The following is a 14,038-nucleotide window of genomic DNA, read 5'->3' on the forward strand; positions in this document are numbered from 1 at the left end:
ATCACCGGGGTCGTGGGGTGGGGGCCTGGGGGTGGGGGGTGGGGGGTGGGGGGTGGGGTGGGGGGTGGGGTGGGGGGGTTAGCCGTCTATTCGGGTTATGTTGCGGATTTTGTTGGACGCGTCCAACGCGGCCACCTTGTACGCCTCGGCCAGGGTCGGGTAGTTGAACACCGCGTCGATCAGATAGTCGATCGTGCCGCCGCAGCCCATCACCGCCTGACCGATGTGGACGATCTCGGTGGCGGCGGTGCCGAACACGTGCACTCCGAGCAGGCGGCCATCCTCGGGGGAGACGAGCAGCTTCAACATCCCGTACGAGTCGCCGACGATCTGACCCCGGGCCAGCTCCCGGTAGCGGGCGACGCCCACCTCGAACGGCGTCGACGCGTCGGTCAGCTCGGCCTCGGTCTGGCCGACGAAACTGATCTCCGGGATGGTGTAGATGCCGATGGGTTGCAGGCCGTGCATCTCCCGGATCGGTTCGCCGCAGGCGTGCTGGGCGGCCAGCCGACCCTGCTCCATCGAGGTGGAGGCCAGCGCCGGGAAGCCGATCACGTCACCCACCGCGTAGATGTGCTCGACCGAGGTGCGGTAGTTGGCGTCGACGGCGATCCGGCCGCGTCGGTCGGCCGTCAGCCCGGCCGCCTCCAACGCCAGGTCGTCGGTCTGGCCCTGCCGACCCGCCGAGTACATGACGGTGTCCGCGACGATCTTCTTGCCGCTCTTGAGGATGCACAGCGCCGCCGTCTGGTGCTTCTCCACCGCGGCGACCTCCTCGCCGAAGCGGAACGCCACCGACAGGTCCCGCAGGTGGTACTTGAGCGACTCGACGATCTCCTCGTCGCAGAAGTCGAGCATCTGCTCGCGGCGTTCGACGACTGTCACCTTGGTGCCGAGGGCGGCGAACATCGACGCGTACTCCATGCCGATCACGCCGGCGCCGACCACGACCATGCTGCGCGGTACGGCCTGGAGGTTGATGACGCCATCGGAGTCCACGATGGTCCGCTCGTCGAAGTCGACGCTGTCCGGGCGGGCCGGGCGGGTGCCGGCCGCGATGACGGCCTTGTCGAAGGTCACCTTCGACTCGCGCCCGGAGCCCGCGTCGACCCAGATGGAGTGGGCATCCGCGAAGCGGCCGGTACCGGTGATCATCGCGACCCGGTTGCGGGCGAGTTGGTTGCGGATGACGTCGGTCTGCCGGGTGATGACGTGCTGGGTGCGGGCGGCCAGGTCGCTGACCGTGATCTCCTCCTTGACCCGGTAGCTGCTGCCGTACAGGTCGCGCTGGCTCAGGCCGGTCAGGTAGAGCACCGCCTCGCGCAGCGTCTTGGACGGGACGGTGCCGGTGTTGATGCACACCCCACCGAGCATGTCGCGGCGGTCCACGATGGCAACCCGCCGGCCGAGTTTGGCGGCGGCGATCGCGGCCTTCTGACCGCTGGGTCCGGAGCCCAGCACCAACAGGTCGTAGTCATACACGAGCGTTAGCGTCGCAAGATGTCGCCGTCGACACCAGACCCCGGACGCGAGCGTTACTCGTCTGCCACCACGCAGACGCCACCGTTGAGCGTGACCTCCTCCGGCAGTTGGGTGCCGGTGGCGACGATGCCCAGCGACACCGTGCCGCCCGGCCTGATCACCGCGTTGTGGCTGGTGTTGCGGACCCGCAGGTAGCTGTTGTTCGGCCGATCGACGACCTGCGCGCCCCAGAGGGCCCGTACCTGCTGGCTGGCCCAGAACCGCCAGGTCATCGTCCAGCCGTTCACCGCCGTCGTACCGGTGTTCTCGACGGCGAGGTACGCCACGAAGCCGTCCGGCCCCTGCCGGGCGACCGTGCGGACCGCGCAGCTCGGCGGGGGCGGCAGGGTGGTCACGGTGACCGGCGACGACAGCGCCGACCAGTTGCCCGCCTCGTCGCGGGCGCGCACCACGAAGGTGTACGTCGTGTTCGGCGTCAACCCGCTGACCTGGGTCATGGTGGGACTCGGCGGGAACTGGTACAACTCCCTGACCAGGGTCAGTTGACCGCTGGCGTCGACCCGGTACACCTCGTACCGGTCGAGCACGACGTTGTCGGTCGACGGGGTCCACCGCAGCCACACCAGGGTCGCCGCGACGTCGTACGCGACCGGCTGGCCCGGCGTGCTCGGCGGCTCGGTGTCACCCGGTGGCATGGTCAACCGCAGCGTCGGGTTGGACACCGACCGGTTGCCCGCCGCGTCCAGCCCCGCGACGCTGAGGGTGTACGTCCGGGACGGGCGCAGGTCGGTGATGCGGATGGTGGTGGTGTCGGTCGAGTACGCCCGGCCGGTGTCCTCGAACAGCGCCGAGACCGCGTAGCCGACCACGCCCACGTTGTCGGTCGACGCGGTCCAGGTCAGCTCCACCGAGGTGGTGTCGATGGCGGTGACCGTGATCGGGCCGGGGGCGGTGGGGCGCTCGGTGTCGTCGGCGGCGTACGCCGGACTCGGGCCCAGCGCGACCGCTGCGGCCGCCAGCGCGGCGACGGCCAGGGTGGTGGCCCGTGATCGGGGCCGTGTTCGGATTGGGTGCACGATGAATCCCTCGCCTCCGGTTGTCCGCAGCGGGCCGGCGATTCACTGCCGTCGATTTTAGGGCAGTGGGCGGCGCGAGGATGCCCCGTCTAGCTGACCAGGCGGCGTTCCCAGGCCCAGGCGGCGATCTCGACGCGGTTGCGGGCCGGCAGCTTCGCCTGAACGCTGGCCAGGTGTGTCTTGACCGTCCCGACGGCGATGAAGAGTTGGCCGGCGATCTCGGCGTTGGTCAGGCCCCGGGCGACGAGCTTCACGACGTCGAGTTCCCGTGGGGACAGGCCCGCGTCGTCGCGCGGCGCGGTGGGCGAGCTGAGGTGCTCCAGCAGTCGTACGGTGATGGACGGGCTGATCAGCGCGTCACCGGAGACGGCGGCGCGGACCGCCTCGACGAGCAGCGTTGGCCCGGAGTCCTTGAGCAGGAAGCCGCACGCGCCGTGGGACAGCGCGGTGTGCACGTACTCGTCGAGGTCGAAGGTCGTCACCACGACCACCCGCACCGGGTCCTTGACGCCCGGCCCGGCGAGCAGCCGGAGCGCCTCCAGGCCGTCGAGGCGGGGCATCCGGATGTCCAGCAGCACCACGTCCGGACGGAGCCGACGGGTCATCTCGACGGCCGCGATCCCGTCGGCGGCCTCACCGACCACCGCCATGTCCGGCTGCGCCCCGATGATCATGCCGAAACCGGTGCGGACCATCGCCTGGTCGTCGGCGATCAGCACCCGGATCATCGGGTCACCGCCGCGCGCAGGGGAAACGCGGCGTCGAGCACCCAGCCGCCGGAGACGCCCGGTCCGGCGGTGACCGTGCCGTCCAGGGCGCGTACCCGCTCGGTGAGACCGACCAGGCCGAAGCCGTGCCCCCGGGCCGGCGTCGTGCGTGGGCCCGCGCCGTCGTTGGCGACCCGGACCAGCAGCCAGTCCGGCGTACGGCGCACGGACACCGCCACCGACCGGGCGTCCGACGCGTGTTGGCGGGCGTTGGTCAGCCCCTCCATCACCACCCGGTACGCCGAGGTGGAGACCTCCACCGGCAGCCCGTCGAGCGGACCGTCGACGTACAGTCGGGCCGGCGCGTTGGTCGTGCCGTTGTGGCCCTCCAGCAGCGGCGCGAGATCGGCCACACCGGCCAGCGGGGCCAGCGGCGCGTCCGGCGGGGCGTGCGGATTGCGCAGCACGCCGACCATCCGCCGCATCGAGGCCATCGTCTCGGCGCCGGCCCGCTCGATCTGCTCCAGGGCGACGATCACCCGTTGCGGGTCCTGTTCCGCGACGAACCGGGCGCCCTGCGCCTGCACCACGATGCCGGTCACGTGATGGGCGATGAAGTCGTGCAGGTCGCGGGCGAACTCGGCGCGCTGCTCGGCGCGTACCAGCGCGATGGCCCGCTCCCGGCCGCTGGCGACGACGCGCAGGTAGATCCCGGCGGCGGCGGCGCCGACCGCGCCGAGCGCCTGGAGCAGCCCGAAGATCACGTAGACCAGGTCGGCGCCGGCGCGCAGCGGGAGCGCGGCGGCGGCGAGCGCGGCGACCACCGCCGCCCAGGGGGCGAACCGGGCCGCGCCAAAGCGGGTCACCACGAACACCACCGCGATCATCCCGGCGGACTCGGCCAGCCCCCAGGTGCCACCCAGCAGATAGGCTCCGCTCCTGCCGAGCAGCAGAAGGCCCGCGGTGACGGTGAGTGAGACGACACCGAGCGCGAGCGCCGCGATCGGCAGCGCCCGGGATTCCGTTCGGTGCACGGGCAGCCAGACCACCGCCGTCGCCGCCGCCAACCCCACCTGGAGCAGGGCCCGCAGCGCTTCGACCACCCCCATCCCGCTGGCGAGGCCGTACCGCAGGTCGAAGGCACAGAGCAGGGCCAGCGCCGTCAGACCGGCGAGCTGACCCAGGCGTACCCACCAGGTGGAGGAGATCGGCGCGTTCATCGTGACCCAGCGTAGCCACGCGGAGGGCCGGCCCAGATCGGCCGAAAGACAGACCCCCCGGCCGCGTTCCCCGACCGGGGACCGATGCGGCCGCCGCCCGGCGCGGGCGAGGCTTCCGGCGGTCACATCGCAACCACTGGAGGAACCCATGACAACCCACGCCCCACCGCAGACCGGGCAGGCGGCCGTCGCGGCCGTCGACCTCGTCAAGGTGTACGGCAGCGGCGAAACCGCCGTCCGCGCCCTGGACAACGTCTCGGTCGCCTTCGGCCGGGCCGGGTTCACCGCGATCATGGGCTCGTCCGGGTCCGGCAAGTCGACGCTGATGCACTGCCTGGCCGGGCTGGACACCCCCACGTCCGGGCGGGTCCTGCTGGGCGGCACGGAGCTGACCGGTCGGTCGGACCGTACGCTGACCCGGGCCCGCCGCGACCGGATCGGCTTCGTGTTCCAGTCGTTCAACCTGCTGCCGCAGCTCACCGCCGCGCAGAACATCACCCTGCCGCTGGACCTCGCCGGCCGGGACGCCGACCGTGACCTGTTCGCGCACCTCGTCGACGTGCTGGGTCTCGGCCAGCGGCTCGGGCACCGGCCCAGCGAGCTCTCGGGCGGCCAGCAGCAGCGGGTGGCGCTGGCCCGGGCGCTGGTGTCGCGGCCCGAGGTCGTCTTCGCCGACGAGCCGACGGGCAACCTCGACTCCCGCTCCGGGGCGGAGGTGCTCGCCATCCTGCGCGACTCGGTACGCGACCTGGGCCAGACGGTGGTCATGGTCACCCACGACCCGATCGCCGCCGCGTACGCCGACCGGGTGGTGCTGCTCGCCGACGGTCGGATCGCCGGCGAGATCCACGAGCCGGACCAGGGCTCGATCACCGACGCGCTGCGCGCCCTGGCGGTGGCCGCATGAGGGCGACCGTGCTGCGTACCCAGGTGATCGCCGCGGCCCGACGGCCGGGCCGGCTGATTCTCACCGGCCTCGCGATCCTCGTCGCGTCGTTCGTGGTCTTCGGCACCGTGTTGGCGCGGGACATCACCGAACGGACCGCCCGGGACACCCTCAGCGGCACACCGGCGGCCACCGACCTGGTGGTCGGTGACCCCGAGCGGCCGCCCGCCCTGACGGCGTTGCGGGACGTCCGCGCCGTGCCCGGCGTCGTCGAGGCGGTGGGCCGGGTGACCATCGGTGTCTCGGTCGGCGGGGGATACGTCAACCTCCAGGCGGATCCGGGCCGGGGCCCGCTGGCCACGGTCCGCCTGATCCAGGGCAGCTATCCCGACCAGCCCGGCGAGATCGCGGTGAGTCCGCGTACCGTCGAGCGGCTGGGGCTGACGGTCGGCACGGTGACCACCGGGACGGGCGGCGACGGCACGGCCGAGTCGCCGCTCACCGTCACGGGAGTGGTCGACACTCCCGTCGACGACGGCGCCAACGCCTACGCGCCGGACGACGTCGTGGCCGCGTGGGGTCACCTGACCTTCGTGGAGCGGATCGACCTGCGGGCGGCCCCGGGCGCGACGCAGGCGGTCCACCAGCGCCTGGCCGCGGCGGTCTCCGCCGAGCAGCCGGTCCGCTCGGGCGCCGAGGTACGCGACGCCGAGGCCGACGCGGCGGCCGAGCAGGTCGGCAGGCTGTTCGCGCTGGTCGGGATGTTCGTCGGGATCGCGGTGGCCGCCGCGGCGCTGGTGGTCACCTCCACGTTCCGCATCGTCTTCGCCCAGCGGATGCAGCACCTCGCGCTGCTGCGGGCGGTCGGCGCGGGCCGGGGAGCGTTGGTGGGCGCGCTCACCGCCGAGGGTGCCCTGACCGGGTTGGTCGCCGGTGTCGTCGGGGTGGCCGCCGCGCTGGCCGTCGGGCAGGCGCTTCCGCCGGTCCTGCGCGCCTTCGGCACGGTGGTGTCGTCGCCGGGGCTGCCGCTGACACCGGCGGTCGCGGTGGTGGTCGGGGCGGTCGTGATCACCGTGCTGGCGGTCCTCGCCCCGGCGTTCTCCGCCGCTCGGGTCTCGCCGCTGGAGGCGTTGCGCGCGGCCAGCGTCACCGCCGGCCGGCGGGGCATCGGAGCGGGTCGCCTGGTGTCCGGGGCGCTGCTGGCCCTCGGCGCGTTGCTGGCCGGCGTCGCGGCGGTGCGCCGCATGCCGACGCCGGGCGCGGAGTCGTACGACCCGACGCTCGGTCTGTTCCTGCTGGTCGCCTCGGGCGCGTTGGCGTTCTTCGCCCTGGTGGCCCTCGGGCCGCTGCTGGTGCGTCCGGTGCTGGCGGTCGTGGGCTGGCCGCTGCGCCAGCTCGGCGCCCTCGGACGGTTGGCGGTCGGCGGGATCGGTGGAACGCCGCGCCGCGCCGCGGCCGTCTCCGTGGTGGTGGCGCTCGGCGTGACGCTGATCTCCGGCGTGGTCATCGGTGGCGCGTCCATGCGGGTGGTCGCCGATCGCGACATGGCCCTCTCCGCGCCGGCCGACTTCGAGGTGGCCTCCGCCGAGGGTACGGCCCTGCCGGTCGCCGTCCTGGCGCGGGCGCGGGCGGCCAGCGCGGCGCTGACCCGGGTCGTGCCGTACCGGATGCTCCACGACGTCGCGCTCCTGCGGGGCGGTGCGCGCATCGGTGACGTCGAGGCCGGGTACTCAACGACCGACCTGGACCTGTCGGCGTTGCCGACCCTCGCCGACCTGCCCGTGGCGCAGGGCAGCCTCGCCGACCGGGGACCCGGCCGGATCGTGCTCGGCCAGGCGGTCGCCAGCGTCACCGGGCTGCGGGCCGGCGACACGGTCACCCTCGGCCGCGCCGCGTCGACGGTCGACGTGCGCGTGGCGGCGGTCCTGCCCGACCGTGGCCCCCTGTACGCGGGCATCCTCGCCGACCGTGCCGACCTGGACCGGATCGGCGGGCCGACGGCGTACAGCGGTCTGCTGGCCGACGCCGCCCGCGCGGGCGAGGACGGCCGTACCGCCGGGGTGCGGGCGCTGCGGCAGGCGGTCGGGGACGCCCCCGGGCTGCACATCGGCGTGCTCGCCGACGATCGGGACCGCAACGACGCGGTGCTGAGCGCCCTGGTCTGGATCACCGCCGGCCTGGTGAGTCTCACCGTGCTGATCGCCGTGGTCGGGGTGGGGTCGACGACCGCACTGTCGGTCGTGGAGCGGGTACGCGAGTCCGGGCTGCTGCGCGCCGTCGGCCTCTCCCGGGCCGGGTTGCGCACGATGCTGACCGTCGAGTCCGGCCTCTACGGGGTGATCGGGGCGACCTTCGGTCTGCTGCTCGGCGTCCCGTACGCCTGGTTGGCGGTGCGGGCGCTGGGGCTCAACGCGCCGCTGACGTTGCCGGTGCTGCCCCTGGTCGGGCTCTTCGTGGCGCTCGTCGCGCTGACCGCGTTGGCCGGGGTGCTGCCGGCGCGGCGGGCCTCGCGGGTGAGCCCGGTGGCGGCGCTGGGCGTCGAGGGATAGGTGCGGGGGCGGGCCGGCGTCAGGGCGTGTGTCAAAGTCCTTGGCCAGGGGCTTTGACACACGCCCTACGGTGGGCGCCGGCCCGCCGCGCGGTCAGTTGGGGTTGCTGGCGTGGGTCAGCGTCTCCCAGGCGACGAAGAGGTTGTTGCTGCCGGCGGGACGCTGTTGCAGCGTGAGGGTCTGCGTATTGGTCATGACGTTGCCCAGCCGGTTGCTCATCGCGTTGAAACCGACCTCGGTGATCGGGCCGAGGCCCCGGGTGAGGGTGCCGCCGCACAGCCAGGAGGGCGCCGCCTCGCCGAGTTGGTAGCGCGAGTGGAAGCCGAGGGCCTGCCGCAGCCGCTCACCGACCTGCGGGTACAGGTCGCGCTCCTGGATCCGGGAGGTCTCCGCGACGTGCGAGATGGCGGAGATGCCGTACCCGGTGTGGACGAAGTCCCGGCAGGTCTCCTGCGCGAGGCCGGCGACGAAGGTGGCCTGGCCCTGCCAGTAGCCGATGATCTCGCCGCTGGTGTCCAGGCCGCTGCCGGGCACGGTGTACGGGAGCGCGCCGTCACTGGGCAGGTAGATGAAGGCGCGGGCGCGGTTGAGGAAGCGGGTCACCGCCGCGTCGTAGGCCGTCCGGTCGTCCAGGTGGACGGCGATCCCGATGGCGGCCTCCATCATGGTCAGTTCCCAGTTGCCGTTGCTGTTCGAGCCGTTGCGGACCACCGGCAGGTAGACGGTGCGCAGCATGGCGGCGAACCGGTTGGCGTTGGGCCAGCTGCTGTACGTGTACTTGATGATCTCGGCGGCCCGGGGCCAGGTCGAGGCCGCCCAGCCGGTCTGCAGGGGCGCGTTGCTGCCGGTGTGGGAGGTGATCGTCGCCGACCAGGCGTCCATGATCTGGATCGCCTTCTGCGCGTACCGGGCGTCGCCGGTGAGATACCAGGCGAGTGCGTCGGTGTACGCGGCGATCGCGTCCTCGCGCTCTTCGGTGCAGCCGTTGTTGGGGTTGGAGTAGGAGCCGCACTCGACAACCGCGCGGGGCGACGGGGTGCGCGACAGCGAGGCGTACCGGCTGGACATCATCTGGTTGTAGGCCGCCGCCCAGGGCTGCGCGCCTGCCTGCACCCGCCCCCGTACGAAGTCGAGCTGACCCCTGCTGACCAGCACTCCGGGGTGGGTGAAGCCGCTCGACGGCGGTGGGGTGGTGCCGCCGGTGGGCAGCGTCCAGAGCTGGTTGGCGGCGCCGGTGCAGCTCCAGATCTGTAGCGGCGTGCCGTCGGCGGAGCTGGTGCCGGTGGCGTCGAGGCACTTGCCCGAGGCCGGGTTGACCAGCTGCCCCGCGCTGGACGACCACTGCTGCGCCCCGGTGCCGTTGCAGTCGTAGATCTGCACCCGGGCGCCGTTGGCGGTGCTGGCGGCCGCGATGTCGAGGCACTTGCCCAGGGCTCTGATCGTGCCGTCGTCGGCCACGGTCCACTGCTGCGCGGCGGAGCCGTTGCAGGCGTAGAGCTGCACCGGGGTGGAGTTGGCGGAGTTCGCGGCGGCCACGTCGACGCATTTGCCGCCGTACCCGGTGATGGCGCCCGTGGCGGCGGCGGCCGCCGGGGAGGCGCCGACGAACAGGCCGGTCGGTACGGCGAGCAGGGCCGCGGCGAACGCGGCGGCCAACCTGGTGCGGCGGGGCGGGTGCCCGACCGTTCGTCGCGCCATGGCGGGGTCCTTCCGGGGCGGCGGAAACAACTGTAAAGTGTGTTAATCATTACAGCCGCAGGCATCGATATCAATGTCTTCGCCACAATTGCCCGCCGCCACCGGCGTCGACCCTCAGCCGAGCGGACCGCCGACGACGGAGAGGAGGCGCAACCTGTCGTCGCTCTCAGAGCCGGGCGCGGCCGTGAGGACCAGCAGGGTCTGGGACTGGTCCGGGTCCACCAGCGTCTGGCAGTGCAACTCCAACGCGCCGACCTCCGGATGCAGGAGGCGCTTCGGTGGGCAGGGACCGCCCGGCACCGGATGCTCCCGCCACAACTGCGCGAACTCCCCGCTCGCGGCCAGCAGATCGTCGACGATCGCCGCGGCTCGCGAGCCACCGCCATCACGGGTGTACGCCGCGTGCAGGTGCGCCACGAACAGTCGGCTCAGCACCGGGTGATCCTGCGCCGGATGCCGCTCCCGCGCCGTCGGGTCGGTGAACCAGCGGTGGTGCGCGCTGCGGGCCAGCCCGGTGTGCCGGGTCTCGTCGCCGAGCAGGGCGACGGCCGGCGCGGTCTGCGCGAGGGTCTCGCCGAGGTGGTTCACCACCTGGGCCGGGGTGTCGTGCAGCCGGTCGAGGATGCGCATCATCCCGGGGTTGACGTGGTCGGCGCGGACCGCGCGGTGGGGCACGGCGTGCCCGGCGAGCTGGAACAGGTGGTCCCGTTCGGCCAGGGACAGGCGTAGGCCGCGGGCCAGGGCGGCGAGCATCTGCTCGGAGGGGTGCGGCCCGCGCTGCTGCTCCAACCGCGTGTAGTAGTCGGTGGACATACCGCTCAACGCGGCGACTTCCTCGCGCCGCAGCCCACCGGTGCGTCGGCGCGGGCCGCGCGGCAACCCCACGTCCTCGGGGCGCAGCGCCTCGCGTCGGGTGCGCAGGAAGCTGGCGAGGTGGGCGCGGTTCACGGTGACTCCGATCGGGGTGGGCGCCGGCGGGGTGGACCGACACGGTGGGTGCAACAGACGGGCCGGCGCAGGATGTTCCGCGCCGGACGCTGGCTGGTCGGCGGCGCGGGCCACTCCGCCGATTGGCTGCAATCGGACGGCTGATCGGTTTACGCCACACGACCGTCACGAAATCCGGCGGCAGAGCGTCACAGTCCCCGGATAGTCTGCCTCCGCGCGTCGTCGCCCCGGCACGTCCCGTCCCGCGCCTGGTCGGCGCGGCGATCGCCGCCACCGCCCACCATCGGTCCGGATCAACCGACCTCAGGAGAGTTAGTGACACAGCAATCCGTCGCGACATCGGACAAGCTCGACGCCGCGGTGCTCAAGGTGGCGGGTGTCGTCGTCCTTGGCGCGATCATGTCGATCCTCGACGTGACGGTGGTCAGCGTCGCGCTGCCCACGTTCCAGACCGAGTTCGACGCCTCCTACGCCCGGGTGGCCTGGACGATGACGGGCTACACGCTGGCCCTGGCCACGGTGATCCCGCTCAGCGGGTGGGCGGCCGACCGGTTCGGTACGAAGCGGCTCTACATGGTGGCGCTCGCTCTGTTCACGATCGGGTCGGGGCTCTGCGCCACCGCCGACTCGATCGGCCAGTTGATCGGCTTCCGCGTCCTGCAGGGCCTCGGCGGCGGCATGCTCATGCCGCTCGGCATGACGATCATGACGCGGGCGGCCGGGCCGCACCGGATCGGCCGGCTGATGGCCGTCCTCGGCATCCCGATGCTCCTCGGCCCGATCGGTGGCCCGATCCTCGGTGGCTGGCTGATCGACACGGCGAGCTGGCACTGGATCTTCCTGATCAACCTGCCGATCGGTGTCATCGCCCTGATCTACGCGCAGATGGCGCTCCCGAAGGACGCCCCCGAGCCGTCGGAGTCCTTCGACTTCCTCGGCATGCTGATGCTCTCCCCGGGTCTCGCGCTCTTCCTGTACGGCGTCTCGTCGCTGCCGGAGGCGGGCACGTTCAGCGCGACCAAGGTGTGGGCCCCGATGCTGGTCGGCGGCGCGCTGGTGGTGGCCTTCGTGCTCTACTCCTTCAAGCCCCGGCACCCGCTGCTCGACCTGCGGCTGTTCCGCAACCGCAACCTCACCATCGCGGCGGGCACGCTGTTCGTGTTCATCATCGCGTTCATGGGCGCCGGCCTGCTCTTCCCGAGCTACTTCCTGCAGGTGCGCGGTGAGTCCACGCTGGCCGCCGGCCTGCTGATGGCCCCGCAGGGCATCGGCGCGATGATCACCATGCCGATCGCCGGAACGCTCGCCGACCGGGTACCCATCGGCCGTACCGTCCCGTTCGCGCTCGCCCTGATCGTCGTCGGGTTCTTCGGCTTCACCCAGGTCGACCCGCAGACGTCGTACTGGCTGCTCGGTGGGTCGCTGTTCGTGATGGGCCTGGGCATGGGCGGCACGATGATGCCCATCATGACGTCGGCGCTGCGCACGTTGCAGGCGCAGGAGGTCGCGCGTGGCTCGACGCTCGTCAACATCCTGCAGCAGATCGGCGGCTCGGTCGGCGCCGCCGTGATGTCGGTGATCCTCACCAACGAGCTGAACGGCTCCCGGCCGATCCCCGGCCTGGTCGACGAGAGCAGCGGCAAGCCGGTCACCGAGGCCGGGCTGGCCATCGCCTCCCAGCAACGACCGGAGGTGCTCGCGCAGGTGCCGGTGGACCCCTCGACCCTCGCCTCGATCATCGAGCGCGGTCTCGACTTCGCCGCGAAGTCGTTCGCCCACACGTTCTGGGTGGGGTTCGCGCTCGTGCTGGCCACCTTCATCCCGGCCGCCCTGCTGCCGCGCCGACGTACGCCCGCGCAGCCGCTCGGTGACGAGCAGACCGACCTGCCGAAGACGCCGGTCGTCATCCACTGACCGACGCGCCCGCCGCGCTCGACGCCCGTTGCGGTGTCGAGCGCGGCGGTGTGTGCGGGGTGTCAGCGCAGCGGACCGTCGCCCGGCCCGTTCGGGTCGTCGACCACGTGCACCGCAGCCTCCTCGGCGCTCGCGCCACCCGCGTCGATCCCGGCGTCCCACGCCACCGAGTCGGCCTCGTCGTCCTCGCGGACGCCCTCGTCGTACTCGACGAGACGGCCCGCGCGCGCCTCGGTCTCGTACCCCCGGCGGGTCAGCTCGTCCTCGTCGTCGCCACCCTCGGCGTACGGGTCGACGTCCGGCTCCTCCTGGGCGAGGTACTGATCCAACGACTCGCCCGCCCGCTCCTCGGCGGGGGTGGTGCCGAACCGGTTCGCCGCCGTCCAGTGGTCCGCGGCGACGATGCCGGTGTCGAGGGGGTCGCCGACCCGGTCGTCGTCGAGGGTGTCGGAGGCGTCCAGCACCCCGTCGTCCTCGGCCACGTTCCACTCGTCGACGGAATCCGTCTGGCTCACGGCATCTCTCCTTCGTCACGGCGCAGCGAAGTGCCAAGCCTATGACCGTGCAACACGGCCGGCCCCCGAGGCCTGCCCGCTGTGACGAACCGGCCTCGGGAGGCGGCGGCAATCACCGCTTCAGCAGCTCCACCACGGCCGCGGTGAACTCCTCCGGCTGCTCGATGTGACCGAAATGCCCACTTTGCTCCAGGACGATCAGCCGCGAGTCCTTCAGGCCGGCGTGCAGTTCCTCGGCGTAGCGCGGGCCGCAGATGAAGTCGTGCGCCCCGACGACCACCACGGCCGGAGCGGTGATCTCACCGAGCCGGTCGCGTACGTCGAAGGGAACCGGGTCCTGCGCGCCGGCCGGCGCCGCCCAGGCCCGCAGACCCGCCTGCAACGGGGCGAACTCGGCCTGCCGAGCCCAGAAGTCCGCGAAGTAGACCGGTAGCGCGGCGCCCAGACCGGCGCTCAGCGTCTCGTCGTCGGTGGCGCTGAGGGCCCGTTGGAGAGCGGCCGGGATCTCCGCCGCCTCCGGCCGGTCCGGGTGCCGCTGCGGGTAGGCGGCGAGGTTGGTCATCGCCTCGGCCCAGAAGTCGGCGCCGGTGAGCGGTGAGGTGTCGTACAGGATGAGCCCGGCCACCCGGTCCGGGTGCTCCAGGGCGTAGCGCTGGATGACGAAACCGCCGTACGAGTGCCCGAGCAGGTACACCCGGGGCTCCCCGAGGTGCGCGACGACCGCGTCCAGGAAACGGACATAGGTGTCCATCCGGTAGTCGTCGGCACTGTCGAGTCGTCCCGACGCGCCGGTGCCGACCGGCTCGACGTACACCATCGTGTAGTGCTCTTCGAGGCTCGGCGTCCGCAGGTAGGACCACTCGATGCCGGGGCCGCCCGAGTGCGCCACACAGACCGGGCCGGTGCCGGCGACGTGGTAGACCTGCCGCACCCCGTCGACGGTGAACGAGTGGGCGCCGGGCGCGAGCGCGCCGGTGTCGTGGTGGGTGGAACCCATGAACTGTCTCCCGATTCGTGACCCGTGCGGCGTGTGCCGCGACGGC

At 72.5% G+C, this 14,038-nt stretch carries 11 protein-coding genes; 3 read left to right on the top strand and 8 right to left on the bottom strand.

The features are described from left to right. Positions 1–78: 78 nt before the first annotated feature. From sthA to AB0I89_RS00020, 4 genes are all read right to left on the bottom strand, one after another. On the bottom strand, positions 79–1,482 hold the full coding sequence (gene sthA / locus AB0I89_RS00005) for a Si-specific NAD(P)(+) transhydrogenase (protein ID WP_357117505.1): 1,404 nt from the start codon (positions 1,480–1,482) through the stop codon (positions 79–81). 53 nt (positions 1,483–1,535) lie between these two features. Beyond that, positions 1,536–2,558 (bottom strand): fibronectin type III domain-containing protein, encoded by a 1,023-nt coding sequence (locus tag AB0I89_RS00010; RefSeq protein ID WP_357117508.1) that lies wholly within the window; start codon positions 2,556–2,558, stop codon positions 1,536–1,538. 89 nt (positions 2,559–2,647) lie between these two features. Continuing rightward, on the bottom strand, positions 2,648–3,286 hold the full coding sequence (locus AB0I89_RS00015) for a response regulator transcription factor (RefSeq protein ID WP_357117511.1): 639 nt from the start codon (positions 3,284–3,286) through the stop codon (positions 2,648–2,650). Continuing rightward, complete coding sequence (locus tag AB0I89_RS00020; protein ID WP_357117515.1) at positions 3,283–4,485, bottom strand: histidine kinase; 1,203 nt, start codon at positions 4,483–4,485, stop codon at positions 3,283–3,285. The genes AB0I89_RS00015 and AB0I89_RS00020 overlap by 4 nt, the downstream gene beginning before the upstream one ends. Before the next feature lie 148 nt (positions 4,486–4,633). Here AB0I89_RS00020 and AB0I89_RS00025 point away from each other — a divergent pair, with 148 nt between their 5' ends. Both AB0I89_RS00025 and AB0I89_RS00030 read left to right on the top strand, forming a co-directional pair. Then, complete coding sequence (locus AB0I89_RS00025) at positions 4,634–5,392, top strand: ABC transporter ATP-binding protein (RefSeq protein WP_357117519.1); 759 nt, start codon at positions 4,634–4,636, stop codon at positions 5,390–5,392. After that, positions 5,389–7,920, top strand: a complete 2,532-nt coding sequence (locus tag AB0I89_RS00030) for an FtsX-like permease family protein (RefSeq protein ID WP_357117522.1) — start codon at positions 5,389–5,391, stop codon at positions 7,918–7,920. Before AB0I89_RS00025 ends, AB0I89_RS00030 begins: the two co-directional genes overlap by 4 nt. A gap of 93 nt (positions 7,921–8,013) precedes the next feature. Here the strand turns inward: AB0I89_RS00030 and AB0I89_RS00035 are convergent, their stop codons facing one another. Together AB0I89_RS00035 and AB0I89_RS00040 are read right to left on the bottom strand one after the other, a co-directional pair. Next, entirely contained in the window at positions 8,014–9,618 is a 1,605-nt protein-coding gene (locus AB0I89_RS00035) for a ricin-type beta-trefoil lectin domain protein (RefSeq protein WP_357117525.1), read from the bottom strand. Positions 9,619–9,732: 114 nt separating this feature from the next. Then, a complete protein-coding gene (locus AB0I89_RS00040; RefSeq protein WP_357117528.1) occupies positions 9,733–10,566 on the bottom strand; it encodes a helix-turn-helix transcriptional regulator in 834 nt (277 codons plus the stop codon). A gap of 315 nt (positions 10,567–10,881) precedes the next feature. On the opposite strand from AB0I89_RS00040, the gene AB0I89_RS00045 reads away from it, so the two are divergent. Next, positions 10,882–12,480 carry a DHA2 family efflux MFS transporter permease subunit gene (locus tag AB0I89_RS00045; RefSeq protein WP_357117531.1) on the top strand — a complete coding sequence of 533 codons (1,599 nt, stop codon included), beginning with the start codon at positions 10,882–10,884 and terminating at the stop codon, positions 12,478–12,480. A 62-nt stretch (positions 12,481–12,542) separates the two neighbouring features. Here AB0I89_RS00045 and AB0I89_RS00050 read toward each other — a convergent pair whose 3' ends face one another. Both AB0I89_RS00050 and AB0I89_RS00055 read right to left on the bottom strand, forming a co-directional pair. After that, the gene (locus AB0I89_RS00050; protein ID WP_355049857.1) at positions 12,543–12,995 is read right to left on the bottom strand and encodes a DUF5709 domain-containing protein; all 453 of its coding nucleotides are present in this window, start codon (positions 12,993–12,995) and stop codon (positions 12,543–12,545) included. Between the two features lie 112 nt (positions 12,996–13,107). After that, positions 13,108–13,992, bottom strand: coding sequence for an alpha/beta hydrolase (locus tag AB0I89_RS00055; RefSeq protein WP_357117535.1), 885 nt, complete (start codon positions 13,990–13,992; stop codon positions 13,108–13,110). Positions 13,993–14,038 lie beyond the last annotated feature (46 nt).

The organism is Micromonospora sp. NPDC049801, from assembly GCF_040656575.1.
Classification (GTDB): Bacteria; Actinomycetota; Actinomycetes; order Mycobacteriales; family Micromonosporaceae; genus Micromonospora.

Coding starts and splice junctions, on each gene's coding strand:
- AB0I89_RS00015 (WP_357117511.1), bottom strand. CDS start 3,286: ATGATCCGGGTGCTGATCGCCGACGACCAGGCGATGGTCCGCACCGGT.
- AB0I89_RS00020 (WP_357117515.1), bottom strand. CDS start 4,485: ATGAACGCGCCGATCTCCTCCACCTGGTGGGTACGCCTGGGTCAGCTC.
- AB0I89_RS00025 (WP_357117519.1), top strand. CDS start 4,634: ATGACAACCCACGCCCCACCGCAGACCGGGCAGGCGGCCGTCGCGGCC.
- AB0I89_RS00030 (WP_357117522.1), top strand. CDS start 5,389: ATGAGGGCGACCGTGCTGCGTACCCAGGTGATCGCCGCGGCCCGACGG.
- AB0I89_RS00035 (WP_357117525.1), bottom strand. CDS start 9,618: ATGGCGCGACGAACGGTCGGGCACCCGCCCCGCCGCACCAGGTTGGCC.
- AB0I89_RS00055 (WP_357117535.1), bottom strand. CDS start 13,992: ATGGGTTCCACCCACCACGACACCGGCGCGCTCGCGCCCGGCGCCCAC.